The 16362-nt window shown below is 39.5% G+C and carries 15 protein-coding genes; 14 read left to right on the forward strand and 1 reads right to left on the reverse strand.

All coding sequences use genetic code 11. The features are described from left to right. Window positions 1-5: 5 nt before the first annotated feature. Window positions 6-287: a DUF86 domain-containing protein gene (locus tag P6910_RS22085; protein ID WP_410493848.1), complete on the forward strand. Its 282-nt coding sequence runs from the start codon at window positions 6-8 to the stop codon at window positions 285-287. A 369-nt stretch (window positions 288-656) separates the two neighbouring features. On the opposite strand, the gene P6910_RS22090 is transcribed toward P6910_RS22085, so the two are convergent. Beyond that, window positions 657-1013 carry a hypothetical protein gene (locus tag P6910_RS22090; protein ID WP_317143412.1) on the reverse strand — a complete coding sequence of 119 codons (357 nt, stop codon included), beginning with the start codon at window positions 1011-1013 and terminating at the stop codon, window positions 657-659. Window positions 1014-1289: 276 nt separating this feature from the next. Here P6910_RS22090 and P6910_RS22095 point away from each other — a divergent pair, with 276 nt between their 5' ends. The 13 genes from P6910_RS22095 (at window position 1290) to P6910_RS22160 (ending at window position 16263) form a co-directional block, all read left to right on the forward strand. After that, window positions 1290-1784 (forward strand): hypothetical protein, encoded by a 495-nt coding sequence (locus P6910_RS22095; RefSeq protein ID WP_317143413.1) that lies wholly within the window; start codon window positions 1290-1292, stop codon window positions 1782-1784. Then, entirely contained in the window at window positions 1781-2080 is a 300-nt protein-coding gene (locus tag P6910_RS22100; RefSeq protein ID WP_317143414.1) for a nucleotidyltransferase domain-containing protein, read from the forward strand. Before P6910_RS22095 ends, P6910_RS22100 begins: the two co-directional genes overlap by 4 nt. A 229-nt stretch (window positions 2081-2309) precedes the next feature. Then, complete coding sequence (locus P6910_RS22105) at window positions 2310-3266, forward strand: acyltransferase family protein (protein ID WP_317143415.1); 957 nt, start codon at window positions 2310-2312, stop codon at window positions 3264-3266. A gap of 203 nt (window positions 3267-3469) precedes the next feature. Next, complete coding sequence (locus tag P6910_RS22110; protein WP_317143416.1) at window positions 3470-4360, forward strand: hypothetical protein; 891 nt, start codon at window positions 3470-3472, stop codon at window positions 4358-4360. Between the two features lie 255 nt (window positions 4361-4615). After that, window positions 4616-5950 carry a lipopolysaccharide biosynthesis protein gene (locus tag P6910_RS22115; protein ID WP_317143417.1) on the forward strand — a complete coding sequence of 445 codons (1335 nt, stop codon included), beginning with the start codon at window positions 4616-4618 and terminating at the stop codon, window positions 5948-5950. A 484-nt stretch (window positions 5951-6434) separates the two neighbouring features. Further along, window positions 6435-7996, forward strand: a protein-coding gene (locus tag P6910_RS22120; protein WP_317143418.1) for an IS3 family transposase whose coding sequence is annotated in 2 segments (ribosomal slippage) — window positions 6435-6897 and window positions 6897-7996 — 1563 coding nt in all. Because the reading frame shifts where the segments join, the coding sequence is not laid out codon by codon here. A gap of 11 nt (window positions 7997-8007) precedes the next feature. Next, window positions 8008-9107 (forward strand): IS630 family transposase gene (locus tag P6910_RS26940; protein ID WP_410493944.1). Its coding sequence is split into 2 segments (ribosomal slippage): window positions 8008-8395 and window positions 8395-9107, totalling 1101 coding nucleotides; the frame shifts between segments, so codons are not numbered across the junction. A 521-nt stretch (window positions 9108-9628) separates the two neighbouring features. Continuing rightward, window positions 9629-10648, forward strand: a complete 1020-nt coding sequence (locus P6910_RS22135) for a glycoside hydrolase family 5 protein (RefSeq protein WP_317143421.1) — start codon at window positions 9629-9631, stop codon at window positions 10646-10648. Between the two features lie 18 nt (window positions 10649-10666). Beyond that, the gene (locus P6910_RS22140; protein WP_317143422.1) at window positions 10667-11920 is read left to right on the forward strand and encodes a hypothetical protein; all 1254 of its coding nucleotides are present in this window, start codon (window positions 10667-10669) and stop codon (window positions 11918-11920) included. Next, window positions 11917-13026: a glycosyltransferase gene (locus P6910_RS22145; protein WP_317143423.1), complete on the forward strand. Its 1110-nt coding sequence runs from the start codon at window positions 11917-11919 to the stop codon at window positions 13024-13026. The genes P6910_RS22140 and P6910_RS22145 overlap by 4 nt, the downstream gene beginning before the upstream one ends. Before the next feature lie 338 nt (window positions 13027-13364). Continuing rightward, window positions 13365-14411, forward strand: coding sequence for an acyltransferase (locus tag P6910_RS22150; protein ID WP_317143424.1), 1047 nt, complete (start codon window positions 13365-13367; stop codon window positions 14409-14411). A gap of 39 nt (window positions 14412-14450) precedes the next feature. Next, window positions 14451-15533 (forward strand): glycosyltransferase family 4 protein, encoded by a 1083-nt coding sequence (locus P6910_RS22155; RefSeq protein WP_317143425.1) that lies wholly within the window; start codon window positions 14451-14453, stop codon window positions 15531-15533. Continuing rightward, window positions 15520-16263 (forward strand): WecB/TagA/CpsF family glycosyltransferase, encoded by a 744-nt coding sequence (locus P6910_RS22160; RefSeq protein ID WP_317143426.1) that lies wholly within the window; start codon window positions 15520-15522, stop codon window positions 16261-16263. Before P6910_RS22155 ends, P6910_RS22160 begins: the two co-directional genes overlap by 14 nt. Window positions 16264-16362: the final 99 nt, after the last annotated feature.

Raw genomic sequence — 16362 nt, forward strand, 5'->3', positions numbered from 1 at the left:
CTGATTTGAAAAGCGAGCAGGAATTTTATGAAAAGAGGCTTGTTCAGGATGCAGTTATACGGAACCTTGAAATTATTGGTGAAGCTAGTAACAATGTAGCTAAATACTTTCCACAGTTTGTAAAAGAGCATAACGAAGTCCCTTTTGTTTATGCCTACGAGATCAGAAATGCCCTTGCTCACGGCTACTTTAAAGTTGACCTAAACATTGTCTGGCAGACTATTCTGAACGATTTGCCCACATTAGCGGACAGTGTTCAGGAGTTAATAGATCAACTGAACGAATAGTTTGTAATATCTGCCTGATGTTTTTCATGCTTTTTCACGATAGATTTAACGAATAATGAAAGACCTAGCCTCGGCTTTTAACTCCGTTTTTTTATCGTCAATTACAATGACCTGACATTGGTGTTCAGGGAAAAATCATGAAAACCCCTGAAATTATTGACCTGTAACTTATATTTGTTTTCTTTTTAATACGTGTATAGTCTTATAACTGCACATCAGGGTAAGATCTCAGCATGAATGCTCACGATTTGATTTCACAACTCTCTATTATCAGTGGCCCTCGCCAAGCTTGGAAAGTTGACAACAGCTAAAAGACATCCTTTTGCATCACGGGAGAAGTCCCGTGGATGCTGTTGTTAGGTACCGTGGTTATTTTTGGAGGTGGTTCACAATGATAGCTAGAGTGTCTTCAATCTTGTCAAAACGTTCACGATTTTCTTGCTGGTTAGCGTCAATCTTGTCAAAACGCACACGATTTTCTTGCTGGTTAGCGTCAATCTTGTCAAAACGTTCAGGATTTTCTTGCTGGTTAGCGTCAATCTTGTCAAAACGTTCACGATTTTCTTGCTGGTTAGCGTCAATCTTTTCATTAAGTGACTCAATAGCCATTTCCTGCCGTGCGCTGTGCAGGTACAGCTTCCTAATATCGTCCTGTGAGTTTTTTACACTGACCTCTATGCGACTGATGGCATTAAAGAAATCGTCTGTGTCTTTATCGTGGTTCATGCGTACACCCTGTGATTATTTTTTGTGCGTTGAGCATAGCAGTCAATAAAAGATGGCACAAAGTCAACTAACCTTTTTCTGACCATCTGTGCTGTCACTGCCAGCGCAGAAAGCCAGATGTATTTTGTCAGTGATATCTTCGATTCACGCTACCTGGCTGAAGTCCTTGCTGGGCAGGCACTTTCAGTATTTTGCCGTGGCTGTGGTGCTCAGCTTGTAAGGTGGCAACATTGGCAGCATACTGACTGCAAAGCCTTCTGATCTTTGAGACTAACAATGCCGCTCAATAAAAAATATCTAATCCTTTTTGAGCAAAATTGGTCTGGATCCCAAAGAGCTATTAAACGCATGAAAGCCTCCATCAGCAGACTTGAAAAGCACTTTCCATTAACCGCTCAAGCAATCAAGTCGGAAGATGAAGCGCTATTTGAAAAAATCGACGCTTTCAGAATTCGATTTGCAGACCTGCAAGACTGTATTGGCAATAAGCTCTTCAGAAACTTGCTACGAATGGAAGATGAAGAAGGCTTGAACATGGCAGATACATTATCAAGGATGGAAAAGCGACATATCCTCAATACTGCCGACCGCTGGCGGAAAATGCGTGAAATTCGCAATGCATTGTCTCACGACTACCCGGAAGCTGAATCACAGCGGGCTGAAGCGCTTAACATGGCATGGGTTGTGGCTCCCGAACTGATTGAAATCACCGAACAGATCGAAGCCTATGTACTCAGGCTCCACAATATAAAGTTAGGTGGTGACCATTGAGAATCAGTCCGGAAAAGAAAGACGACATCATCGAGTTGGTCAGGAAAGAGATCAGCCAGCAGGCCCAGATCTGGCTCTTTGGCTCCAGGGTCAGAGATGGCGCTCGGGGTGGCGATATTGACTTGTTGATTGAAGTCGATGGTTTAAGCAACCCGGTCGAAAAGAAAATCCACTTACGCTTGGCTCTGGAAGACCGATGGGGTGAACAAAAAGTGGATATTCTGATTCACAATACCCAGTACCCTGAACAGCCCATTCACCGAATTGCCAAGCTGGAAGGTGTTCGGTTGGTTTGATGTAGGTGGTTTTAGGCATTTTACGGTTAAACTGCTGATCAATACGTAAACCTTCAAAGCGGGCCTGAAGTTAAAAACAAAAGAAAGCTGCTATGAGTACACGCTATGTGGCTGAAGGCTTTTTGGGCAGGAACTTACTTAATTTTGCCTAGTTGTGTGCGCAAATCCATCATAACAATTCTTATATTGAGCCAGTATTACAAACATTTCTCTTTTTGAGCTTATTTATATGCAAAGAAATATTACACTTGATTCATTGAAAGTAGTATTAGCTTTTATGGTTGTTGGGCTTCACGGAAGTTTCTTTTCAGATATCAATAGTCAGGTGTCATACAACTTGGTAAACGGTCTTTTTAGAATTGCTGTGCCAATATTCTTTATTATAAATGGATTTTTCTTCTACAATGCAATTGAGAAAAATTCTTTAAAAACATGGTTCGTAAGAATATTATCCTTATACTGCTTTTGGATGTTATTTTATAGTTATTTTTGGCTTAGACCAGACTCTTATGATTTGCACAATCTAGCGAAAATAATTAAGATACTTATATTCGGTTATCACCATCTTTGGTATTTACCTAGTACTATAGGAGCAGCAATACTTCTTTATTTTTTGTCTAGTAAAAGTACCAGGTTGATTTTATTAACTAGTTTTGGCTTATACACGATTGGTTTATTTATACAATATTCAGGCGCTCATAGTCTTTTCGATAACAATGTGGTGAATTATGTATTTGGTCAATTGATTTCCTATAGGAATTTCCTGTTTTTTGGGTTTCCTTTTTTTGCTTTTGGTTACTTGATAAAAAAACATAATGTACAAGATAAAATAAAAATATCAAGCGTAAAAATATTATCACTAGTTGGTATTTTACTATTGCTCATTGAAAGCAGTATTAATTTCTTTCTGCTTGACGGAAAAGAAGGTTTTGATTTATTGTTTTCATTATTGATACTATGTCCATCAATTTTCATTTTTACATTAATGTTCGAAATTAAAAGTACATATAAAGATATGGCCTTGATTTCAACCGCTATATATTTTATCCATCCTTTTCTGTTATCATTAGGTTACAAGTTTTTGATATTGAATGATACTGTTCTTACATTATCTGTGATTTTGATATCTATACCAATCTCATTTATTTTAATTTATTGTAATAATAAATTTCGCTACCTGCTCTAGACAAGCAACTAAAGCGTGTAGTCTGAGGCTTCTATCCACCAACTCCAAAACGACCTCGACATGAGGAACTGCACAGATCGATTCACCGTGTTAGTTAAACCTGTTCCATAACTCTTTCAGTGAGTCAAGCCCAAGGTTTGCCAAGAAAGACCTGACCCCGGTTTTGACCCTGGTTTTTTGACCCCGATTTTCCGTAGGTAAAAATGATTTCAAAAATTAAAAAAATGATCAATATATTAAGGTATCTAAAAGATCTTAATAGAAACATAAATACATTAATAACCAAAAATGATTTAAATAAAAGTGCTACAGTTTCAACAGAATCAATATGTCAAGATGAATATAATTTGGAAAGAGGCTTAATAGTAAGTCTGACGACATTCAGTAAAAGAATATATGATGTACATCTTGTTATTGAGTCAATTGCACGCCAAACGTTAAAGCCAAATAAGGTAATTTTATGGTTGGATGAAGAGGAGTTTACGTGCAAAGATTTACCAGAAGTATTAAAAAAACAAGTTAAAAGAGGCTTGCAAATAGAGTATTGTGAAAACCTGCGTTCATATAAAAAAATAATTCCAACCTTAAAGAAGTATCCAGATAGCAACATAATAACTATTGATGATGATATTCTATATCCATCAGATATGATTGATAGGTTTGTAAAAGAGCACGATAAAAACAAAGACTTAGTATTATGCAATAGAGGCCATGAAATAAAAATAGATGAACGTGGCAAAGTCAGAAATTATAGCCAATGGACGCATGAAGTAAAAAATTACCAGCCAGGTCGGCTAATATTTCCAACAGGCGTAGGAGGAGTGTTTTACCCCTCAGGGTGTTTCTATAATGAAGTAACACAAAAAGAAATATTCATGGATGTTGCACCAACTGCAGACGATGTATGGTTAAAAACCATGACTTTATTAGCAGGTAAATACTGTAAGATTATTCAACGCAACGCGTCATTTTTCGACGAATTTTTGCTTCTTGAAGAATCACAAGATATAGGTCTGCTAAACCAAAACGTCATATTAGGCGAAAATGACAAGCAGATTAGTAAAGTTTTTTCAAAATACAAAATTAGATTATGAAGCTTACTACTAAAATTAACAATTTAACCTAATAAAACTGCAGTTTGGAATAGGCACTTGGTCAGAGCACTACAATCCTTGACCTGCAAAAGTTTCAGTCAGATAAGTGAACTTGATCGTTTTTATTATGCAAATCAACGCAATCCCTCGCAGTGCAAGGGCTGGCAAAGGCTGACCGATCACCCCACGCTAAACTCAAATTAATAAAAATAAAAGTGGTTTGTTGAACATTGATTACAAAGTGAAATAATTTCTGTGAAAGAGATTAAAGATAAACTTAAAAAAGGGATGTTGAGTAGTCTTATAGGCAAGTTCTCAACATATATTATTCAGTTTACCTTAATGGTTGTTTATGCTCGGGTATTTACACCTGAGCAATTTGGTGTATTTGCAGCAATACAGGTATTTGTAATTTTTTTTCAAATGCTTGGTGAAATTGGGCTTGGCCCAGCTTTAATTAATCAGCAATCTATTACACCAACTGATAGAAATGGCATATTCACTGCAACTGCATTAATAGGATTAACGGTAGCGATTGTTTTTTATTTTTTTACCTTTTTCCTTAATAGTTACTACAATCGAACAGACTACCAAGATTACGGTACCCTCCTATCTGCTGCTATATTTTTCCAATCTTTATGCACAATCCCTCTCGTAACTTTTCAAAAAGAGAGAAAATTTATAACTATTGCAAAAGTTGATGCCACAGCAGAATTAATCTCAGCAATATTTGTCCTATCCTTGGCACATTTGGGTAAGCCATTATATGCTCTGGCATCACGCCCCCTCGTCGTTGCCATAAGCAAATTCTTTATAATGAACTCCATAGCAAAAAGTACAGCGATAGGTTCTTGCCAGTTTGGTAGAAATATTGCTGCAGTTAAACCGCTGCTGGAATTTAGCACTTACCAGTTTGCCTTTAATTTCGTCAATTACTTTTCACGAAACCTGGATAATATTCTGGTTGCTAAATATCTTGGTGCTAGTAGCTTAGGTATTTATGATAAAGCCTATCAGCTAATGCGTTACCCACTAATGCTATTAACTTTTGCAATGACCCCTGCCATCCAACCTGTCATTACTGAACACAGAAGTGATATGAAAATGGTATTGACTATTCACAATGAATTTGTGGAAAAAATGTCAATCCTAGGGGTGATTGTTGGTTTCGCCATGTATATGCTAGCCAATCCTATAGTTACAATACTCTTGGGCAACCAATGGCTACAGGTAATCCCCATTCTTGAAATCTTGGCAATTATCATCCCAATTCAAATAGTACTATCAACTTCGGGTAGCTTCTTTCAAGCAATGAACAGGGCTGATTTGTTGTTTGCTAGTGGTTTAGTGTCAGCAATTTTTAATGTAGCTGCAATAATTACAGGCATTTATATTGGAACCCTAGAAGCAATCTGTTGGGGTTTAGTTGTTAGCTTTTCTATAAATTTTATTCAGTCTTATTGGGTTATGTATAGGTTTGTTTATTGTGTGAACTTTTTTATCTTCTTTCAAACAATTATTAAATCTTTAATCTTTGCAATTAGTTTATCGACAAGCTTGTGGTTATTTGAAATTATGAACGCACAATGAAAGACTTGACCCCGGATTTTATGATCGATAAAAGGAATGTGCATAAAGATTGGATTGAAAGGTACATAGACTTTTTGATTAATTCAATAGACGCAGTACAAAAACTTGGCTATGAAGCTGTACTTCTGAATCACGAGGGTGAAAAAGACGGTTTGATTTGCAGACAAGTTATTGCGAAAAGGCAAATGTTGAACTTATAATCGAGTTAAATCCAGTTAAAGTAAAAGGCATTATCGGGGCGAGTAGAGCCATTATATGCTCTAGTACATAACTCCAGTTTCTTTGTCCTGCAGCAATGCCGGAATTTTCCATTCTGGCATTCTTCTCCCTGATTCAGATCAGGGTGACCTATGCCAGCTCAATACCGTATCCGCCTGTCCATAGACGAACAGCAGCAATTAAAAGACCCCCCTATGTCAGGATAGATGTCGCCTCTTTTGATTCATGACTCTCAATAATTGAGAGCATACAAAAAGAGGCTGTTATGACTCGCTACTCCAAAGAAATGAAAGAGTCCATTATCCAGAAGATGATGCCGCCCAATAATGTTTCCGTGGCTCAGCTTAAAAGAGAAACCGGCATTACTGATGCAACCCTGTATACTTGGCGCAAACAGGCAAAAGCGCAAGGTGTAGCCGTGCCCGGTGATGGTAAGAATCCTCAGCAGTGGAGTGCTGAAAACAAGTTCGCGGTTCTGATGGAAACCGCCAACATGAACACAACAGAGCTATCCGAATACTGTCGTAAGAAGGGTCTCTACTATGAAGACTTGCAGCAGTGGAAAGCTGATTTTATCGCAGGCAGCACAAAGCCTGCTGAATCCCGTCAGGTACAGGCCGCTGCCAGACGAGATGACAAGAAGCGCATCCAGAAACTCGAAAAAGAACTCAAACGCAAAGACAAAGCACTTGCTGAAACCGCAGCACTGTTGGTTCTAACAAAAAAGGCAAACGCGATCTGGGGGGAGCGCGAGGACGATTGATTCCTCTCCCTGATCGCAAGGAAGCCGTTGCTTTAATCCAGGAAGCTGTTTCACAGGGTGCACGTAAAGTGAAAGCCTGTGCTGCGCTCAACCTGTCGATACGCACGGTTCAGCGCTGGAAAAAAGATGTAGAACAGGTACGGGAAGATCAGCGTCAATACGCAGACCGGCGAATGCCTGCCAACCAACTAACCAAGAGTGAGCAAAACGAGATTCTGAAAGTCTGTAACAGCGAGCGATTTAAAAGTAAGTCGCCAAGCCAGATTGTACCGACACTGGCCGACGAAGGTGTTTATATGGCTTCTGAGTCAAGCTTTTATCGAGTGCTCAAGGCTCATAATCAACAGCATCACCGCGGTCGCAGTCGGAAGCCCGGAAAGCGAAAGCCAACATCGCATCGGGCCACGGGACCAAATCAGCTCTGGTCGTGGGATATAACCTTTTTAGGGTCACCCATCAGGGGTAAATATTATTACCTCTATTTGGTTCTGGACGTCTATAGCCGCATGATTGTGACCTGGGAAGTCCATGAGAGGGAGTCCTCTGATCTGGCTGCTCAGATGATCCGAAAAGCGTTCATGCAGCATAAGATCAGCCTTAAGGAACAACCGCTGGTCCTGCATTCGGATAATGGCAGTCCGATGAAGGGGGCGACCATGCTGAGTACTCTTCAGCAACTGGGTGTACAGACATCGTTCAGCAGGCCACGCGTGAGTAACGATAACTCATACTCAGAGTCAGGCTTCAGAACCATGAAATATCGTCCCGGGTATCCGAATCACTTCTCCAGTCTGGAGTCAGCCAGAAAGTGGGTGTACGGGTTCGTAAACTGGTACAACATGGAGCATAAGCACAGTGGCATCAAGTTCCAGACCCCCTACGACAGACACACAGGGAAGGCTCAGAAAAAGGTTCTGAATCGTGAAAGAGTTTACCGTAAAGCAAAAGAGCAACACCCTGAGCGATGGGGAAGCCGTGAAACCAGAAACTGGCAATTACCGGTAGAGGTGTGGCTTAACCCTGAGCGATCAGAGAATCAGCAGCATTGTGATTTAGCTGCATAAGTTGAGGCGACATCTACCTTGAAAGTTACCGAGACCTCATTCACCAGACCAAGGTGGCCAAGCATAAACGTATTCATGCCCAGATCCTCCTGTGTCTCGATGAAAACGGGCCAAAACTGACGGAGCTCCAGACCAGCCAAACCTGTGGTGTTTCAACGAAAACGGTTCAGAGAACACGCAAACGCTGTGTACTTGAAGGGCTGGATATTGCTGTTAATAGCAAGTTCAATGGCATTGCCCGCCCAAGAAAACTCCAGGGGGAGCAGCAGGCGGCATTGACAGCTCTGGCTTGCTCAACACCACCAGAAGGTCATAGCCGCTGGACGCTACAGCTTCTCGCTGACCGTACGGTTGAGTTGGAGCATGTCAATTCCATCTCGCATCAAACCATTGGCCGAGAGTTAAAAAAAACGAGTTGAAGCCTTGGCAGAAAAAGGAGTGGTGTATTCCAAAAAAAGCAAACGCAGAATTTGTTTGCGCTATGGAACGTGTTTTGGATGTTTATCAACAACCACATGATCCGAATCGACCACTGATCTGTATGGATGAGAGCAGTAAGCAGCATACTTTGGAGGTCAGGACTCCACTCCCTATGAAGCCTGGCCAACCCCTAAAATATGACAATGAGTATGAGCGCAATGGTGTGAGTTCTCTCTTCATGTTTTTTGCGCCACTGGAAGGTTGGCGACATATCGAGGTGACTGATAGCCGAACTGCCTGCGACTGGGCTCACCAGATCAAACAGCTGGTTGATGTTCACTTCCCAAAAGCTGATGTCATCCGTCTTGTCATGGATAACCTGAACACACATACACCTGCATCTCTTTATAAAGCCTTTGAACCAGGAGAGGCTCATCGGTTGGCCAGTAAGTTGGAAATCATCTATACACCCAAGCATGGAAGCTGGCTCAACATGGCAGAGATTGAATTGAGTATTCTCAGTCGTCAGTGTTTAAGTAGACGCATACCCGATCAGGCCGCACTGAAATCAGAGATTGAAGCGTGGGAGTCCCAGCGTAATGGTGTAGAAAGCAAAATGGAATGGCGATTTACGACCGAGGATGCTCGGGTAAAACTCAAGAAGCTTTACCCGACGATCAAATCGGAGTGATGTACTAGGTTTCACGGTTGCGTTAGCGCCTTATCTCAAGGTATACCATGTATTGGTACTACTTGGAGCTATAAGTATGAAAGACTCTTTGAAAAATATGGAAAAGAAAGTTACATTGCAAATTCAAATATTGGTACAGAAGAGCTTGTATTAATGTTGAAGGATTCAATAGAAACGTCAAATTCTAAAGAGCATTTAGAGATTATCAAAAAAAGCAAAAAGAAAAGCCAGAAGCTTTGGGATCTAGTAGGAAAAACCTTAAAGTAAAAGTGCTGTATATAAATCAATATCCGTCAGTTTAGTTGAAAAAATAAACGTTTAGAAATACCAAAAAAAAGAAGCAATTCTTTCATGTGCATATACATTCTTTTTTATATCTTAAATGTCAAAAATTATGCATAATGAAAGACTTGGACTTTATACCCAGATTTTGCAGATTATGAGATTCACAACTTAGTACCATAACCGTTTTTCAAGAAAACTAAAGTTAATCAAAATTTTTACTACATTATCTGGAACTGATGATTAGATATATATTTCTCTCTCTGCTGTTATTAACAGTATCCTGTAGCAATAAATCAACCAACATTATTACCCTAAAAAGCTGGTGCAATATCGGCGTCCGTGGCATAAATATCGCTGGTGCTGAGTTTGGTGCAAAAAATTTACCAGGTCGCCGAAATTACGATTATTTTTTTCTTGATGAAAATCGTGTTAAGTATTATCAAGTAGCAGGATTCAATAGCATACGATTACCAATATTGTGGGAAAGATTACAACCAGAACTTAATCAGCCTTTAGACAGTTACTACCTTTCAGGCATTAAGGATTCTTTGCGTATTGCTGAACGTTATGGAATGTGGTTAATTCTTGATTTGCACAACTATGGTTATTATCGAAAGAAGAAAATAGGCAGTGCCGAAGTCAGTGCCCGTTCTTTTGCAGATACTTGGTATCGTCTTGTGCATGAATTAAAAGACTACCCAGCTCTGTTAGGTTATGGCCTGATGAATGAGCCGCATGGTTTGGGTGCCAAAAATTGGGAGCAATTTGCTCAGCAGGCAGTGAACTCGATCCGAAAAGTTGATCCGCTACGTTTTATCCTGGTAGCTGGTGAGCATTGGAGTAACGCTAACCGGTTTTCTCGATTGCACCCGTTGCCTTTCATTGAGGACCCTGCAAACCGCGTAGTTTATGAAGCTCATGCGTATTTTGATAAAAATCAATCAGGTACTTATCAAAATGGATATGATGCTGCATCCAAGCAAATTGCAGTTGAGCGAATTGAATCATTTTTAGACTGGTTGAGTCATCATAATCAGCATGGTTTCATTGGTGAATTTAGTGTGCCGGGTAATGACTCGCGCTGGTTATTGGTACTTGACCATTTTATGCAGCAACTGGATAAGCATGGTAACTGCGTTGGTTGGGCATATTGGGCCGGTGGTCGCTGGTCACCAACATATTCAATGGCATTAGAGCCAATAGACGGACAGGACAGGCCACAGTTGCAAGTGCTGCAAAAATATTTAAAAGATTAACAAAACAGGTTCATGCTGATGGCTTTACTGTTGAATGAACAACGATTTGATAAATTGATCGTTGTTCTGATACCTCTGTGTGTGATTTATAATGCGGTTCTTGCCTTTGTTAATGGTAACTTATTTGGCATAAATACCGCCATTGTGGCCGCTACCGAAATAGCCTTGCTTGGTCTTTTATTAGGTCTGGTCGTTGTGACAGGCTTTAAGCGTGATGATCAATGGCCGATTGCCTTATTAGCAGTATTTGTCGGTTCAATGCTAGTAACCACGCTTATTTCGGGTTCTTTATATGTGGATGCTTTCAGAAACATCTTGATTATTTCTGTATGTACCCTGATCGGTATAAGAATGGCTGAGGAGGATCTGCATAAAGTTTTTTTTATCCTAGCCTGCGGGACTCTATTTTTTTTGCTGATTGAAATCATTAGCCTTGAAACTTACGTAAGAATTTTCCAGCCAGCACTCTATTACGCGAATACCAGGGGGCATAGTGTAAGTGAGTTTAATGAACTTGGTATATTCAATGCCGCTTTGGGCTTTTCGTCACGGTTTTCTTTTGGTGTATTTAGTGGACCCAGAACTTCTTCACTATTTCTTGAGCAAACTGCTCTTGGAAATTTTGCCTCTATACTTTCCATTTATTTAATTACCTTTTGGACAAGCTTGGCAAAAGTCCGAAAGATTTTCTTTGTTTCTTTGATTACTTTGATTCTTCTATCAAGCGATACGAGGGCTGGAACAGGTTTAGCACTGTTAATGCTATTTGGTTATCGTGTCTTCCCAGTTTTGCCAAAGTACAGCCAAGTGCTGATTATTCCTTTGGTCATCTTGCTTTGCGGTTTAGTAAGTGTGTTGAGTGTGGGAGGTTATGAAGCCTACGGTGATACATTACATGGTCGTATAATTTTGGGCATTGACCACCTTTTTGACTTGGAATTTGCCCATTATCTCGGTTGGGGCGTCAACATTATTAACAAATTATGGGACAGTGGATTTGCCTACCTTGTTGCTTCCAGTTCCATCTTTGGTGCAATAACTCTATGGCTGTATATGATCTTTTTGGTACCTGGTCACTCTGCACAGGCTAAACGTTTTATTATAGGAATGAACCTTTATTTTGGGTTAACCATCGTAGTAAGTGGTAACTCTGTTTATTCAATAAAAACTGCTACGCTTCTCTGGGTTATGGCGGGTGTTATGTACCGGCTGGAGAAAGAAAAAATAACTACACCAACTGATGAATTAGCTAAACCTGAGGCTTTTGCTTGAAAATATTATTTTTATCTCATGCCAGCCTGACCACTGGTTTTGTTGTTGGTAGTCACCAGCTTGCAAGACAATTTATTCTGCAGGGGCACGATGTATTGCATGTTAGTTCACCGGTTTCTTTGCTTAATTTAATAAAAGGTGAGGATGGGCGAGCCAAAATAAAAACGGCTTGCAGCCCACCTAATAAATCAGAACATTGGGGATTTGTTGACCACATTCCTTTTCTTCCTTTCCCCTATGGTTATCAAGATTGGCTTGATAAGATCAATAATCAATGGGTATACCGATTTTTAAAGAAGCAGAGTTGGCTTGATGTTGACTTAGTATTAATCGATCAACCTCTTTTCCATGGTGTTTTGCCTTTAATTAATGTTAAGAAAATAATTTACCGGCCGACGGATCTCTATGCCGATATGGGTGGGCCAAGGTTTGAAAAAGCGGAAGCTGAGGTTTTCAAATATACTAAAACAATCATTGCTACAAGTGATGCAGTTCTCGATAATTTAAAAAAATACCATCCAAAGAACACATTGGTTCTTAATAATGGTGTTGATTTAGAATTTTTCTCTGGCCAATCTGTTAAGAAGGAAGCAAGAAAATCACAAGTTAGAGAGGGTTGCATTTATGTTGGAGCAATAGACTTCCGTTTTGACCTTGATCTCGTTATTGCATTAGCTAAATCATACCCTGATGTTGCATTTGATATGTATGGGCCTTGTACAATAGCGTTACCGGTAGAATTGCCTGACAACTTGCATTTAAAAGGTTCCGTTTCATATTTAAAACTACCAAGATTACTAAGGCAGTATCGTATTGGACTTTTACCACTCAATGATCACCCTGCTAATAAAGGTAGATCACCAATGAAGTTATGGGAGTATCTTGCATCTAACTTAATTGTTTTGAAAAAGGGTTACAAAAAAGATTCAGTTGATTCGCTAAGTACTATTTATTATAGAAACATAGATGATATTGAAAAGAAATTTAAGACTGAAATCAAAAGAGCCTGTCAACCTCTAGACCAGAACACAAGCAAGCTTTTGCTTGAGCATTCTTGGAAAAACAAAAGTAAGCAGATAATGAATGTTTTTAATCTGATCACCTAGTTGTAAGAAGTAATTCATAGTGACATATATAATAAATAAACTTGGATAAAGATAGATATTCAAATATTAGTAAGAAGTCAACTATTACTCGAGTACCTCGTCTCTAATTTGTGTTGCATTGATATTTTCTTCTGCCCGCTCAAATTTCTGAGCGTTTACTCTGTTTCGCATATAGTGTTAATCTTTTTTTCACAATTATTGAAAATGGAAATTCAGTTTAATTAAAATCGCAGCCACTTTATGGTTGAGTTGGTATGGTTTATATTTTTGGAATGCCTTTCAATATGTCATTCATACATCAACGAAAATCTTATTAAATATTAAATTAACGTTAACCCATGACTCTAAATTCTTTTACGTACTACCGAGCTCTTGCAATATTTTTCATTGTTGCTGCCCATAGCTATGAATTGGCTAGAGTTTCATCAGACAGCATGTTCAACAGCTTTTTTATGAATATTATCTCTGGAGGTACGGCTCTTTTTGTTTTTATCTCTGGCTTTCTTTTTCATCATGTTTTCTATCCCAAGTATAATTTTGAAAAATTTATAAAAGGGAAACTTCGCAATTTATTTATCCCTTATTTTCTGCTTGGTATATTACCGATTGCTTATCATGTTTATACTCAGAATTCACATTGGGGGGGTTATTTTTTTTCTGGTGAACAGAGTTTTTATGAACGTTTTATACTTCCAATAATTAAATATTATTTTACAGGCAGGTTTTTAGTTGCATACTGGTACATTGTTTTTGCAATGATCCTTTTCCTCTTGTCTCCTTTGCATGTTGTATATATTAAACAGAAAAAATTTCTACAGCTCGTTATCTTGGGAGTATTTCTTATAATTGGATTATTAGTGGGTCGACCTGCCTATGACCTGAATCCTATGCAAGCAATAATGTATTATATGCCAGTCTATTTGTTTGGCATCCTATGTTCTCAGTATAAAGTTACTATTTACACGGCCTTAAAAGGTAAAGACGGCTTGCTTGCTGCTTGCTGCTTACTGCTTGCCTTTGTGCAAAGCTACTTGGGTAACACTGGCTTTCTCACAAAACCATTTTTCAACTATGATGGCATTGATATAAACCTTATTCAAAAGTTATGTTTGTGCTTGTTTTTTATGATTTGGCTTCACAGGTTTGAAAACATCGAAATCAAACCTTTGCAGCTTTTAGCAGCTACCAGTTTTGCTGTTTATTTTATACACGCTTATTTACTTGGTGTTATCTGGGTATTGGTCCCTTCGAAGCACCTTATTCAGCAAGAGTCTTGGCTAGCATTCTTTGGATTTGTTTTTTTAATTATCTTTATATCCGTTGCGATTGCATCTTTAGTAAAAAAAATATTGCCTCGCCATAGTCGTTTCATTACTGGCTATTAAAAAGTTCTTCTAATAAATATTGAATAGATTGGTTTTTTTGTGAAAGTAGCTCATGTTGTTCGTCAATTCTTCCCCAGTATCGGAGGGTTAGAAGACGTTGTCTTCAATCTTGCTTTTGAGCAGATTAAATCCGGACATACAGTAAAGGTATTTACTATTAATAGTGACTTTCAGAACAATGCGCAGCTTGCTAATGAAAGTGTTGAGTCCGGCATATCAGTCACTCGATACCCATGGCATGGATCAGAACGTTATCCCGTCTGCCTGCTACCCATTGGTGAATTAAATTGTTTTGATGTAGTGCATGTCCATGCCGTGGACTTTTTTGTAGAGTATCTGTCGTTGCAGAAAAGGCTCGGTCGGCTTAAGCCGCTGCTAGTGTTAACGACCCATGGCGGTTTTTTTCATACCAATAAACAGGCCGGTTTGAAAAAGCTTTTTTTCAAAACGATTACTCCTTTTTCTCTTTCAAAGTTTGATGCAGTGACGTGCTGTAGTGTTAATGACTACGAACTATTTAAAAATCTTAACCACAATGTTTCGTTGATCGAAAATGGCGTCGGTTTTCAAAAACTTGGAAAGACACAAAGTGAACAAAAGGGTAACGACTTTATTTATTTTGGGCGTTTTTCTGAAAATAAAAGGATAGTTGAACTTGTTGAGCTATTTGCCGAAGTTGATTGTCCTGATACCCGATTAAAAATTATTGGCCGCTCGAAAACCGGTGATGTTGATGCTATACGCAACAAAATTATCGAACTAGGTTGTACAGAGCGAGTTATGTTGCTTACCGATATTAATGATCAGGAAATATTGCAACATGTGGCCACTGCCCGTTTTACCGTCAGTGCTTCTGCCTATGAAGGATTTGGCCTGAGTGTCGTTGAGCTGATGGCTTATGGTTTGGTTCCCTTACTATCTGCTGAGCCGCCGTCGTTCAAACGGTTTGTCGAAGAGTCAGGTGTGGGGATGCAGTTTACTCTTGACAAAAGCAGCCTTGAGCAGGCTATTCACCATTTAACATCGCAGTGGACAGAATCACAGGGTCAATCTGCGCAAAATTATGCGAAACAGTTTGCCTGGCCTGCTGTTGCTGAAAAATACCTGAATGTTTATCAATAACTCCTCTGTTAAAGACGCGATTATACGTACGCTGGACCTGCTGTCGGATTCGGAAGTACCTGGCTTTATCCAAGAGATTTGTGCCACCAAAAAGCCTGTTTCTCTTGGTTTTGTTAATCAGCATGCTTATAACCTAATTGAAAAAGACAAGCAGGTTTTTGAAGCTTTTGCTCAATTAACGTATCGGTTAAGGGATGGTGGCGGTATTAAAATCGCCTGTAAGTTGAATCAGTGTGACCCTGGCGCAAATCTCAATGGAACAGATTTGATTCCCAAGCTTTGTGATCACTACCTGACCACACATCCCGATGCTGAAGTCTTTATTCTCGGAACACAAGAGCCCTGGTTAAGCCGGGGTGCCAGCAGCTTGCTAAAGGACAAACCTTGCGAGCTGATGGATGGTTTCCAGGAAGACCTGGCGTACCTTGATCTGGTCCAAAAGAAAGGCACCGCTGATAAGCCTCGCCTGATTATTCTGGCTATGGGTATGCCCAAACAGGAGCGGGTAGCTCATCTGTTAATGCAGCAATTGAGCGGGCCTGTTCTGATTGTCTGTGGTGGTGCCATTATTGATTTCAGTGCCGGTCGGGTTAGCCGTGCACCCAAGCTGTTTCGTAGTCTGGGTCTGGAGTGGCTATACCGATTGGCGCTTGAGCCCAAACGATTGTTTGCTCGTTATGTACTGGGCATACCGTTGTTTTTTTATTTCTTGGTGAAGAACCGTTTTTAACTGGCAAATTTAAAAGAGTGATTCACAAAGGTTTTAATTGTACCCATGCTTCGCATGTAGAACATACCCATGTTTTTTGTGCCTTGGAGACTTTGTAGT

Origin of the sequence: Endozoicomonas sp. 8E (genome assembly GCF_032883915.1) — a bacterium.
GTDB lineage: Bacteria > Pseudomonadota > Gammaproteobacteria > Pseudomonadales > Endozoicomonadaceae > Endozoicomonas_A.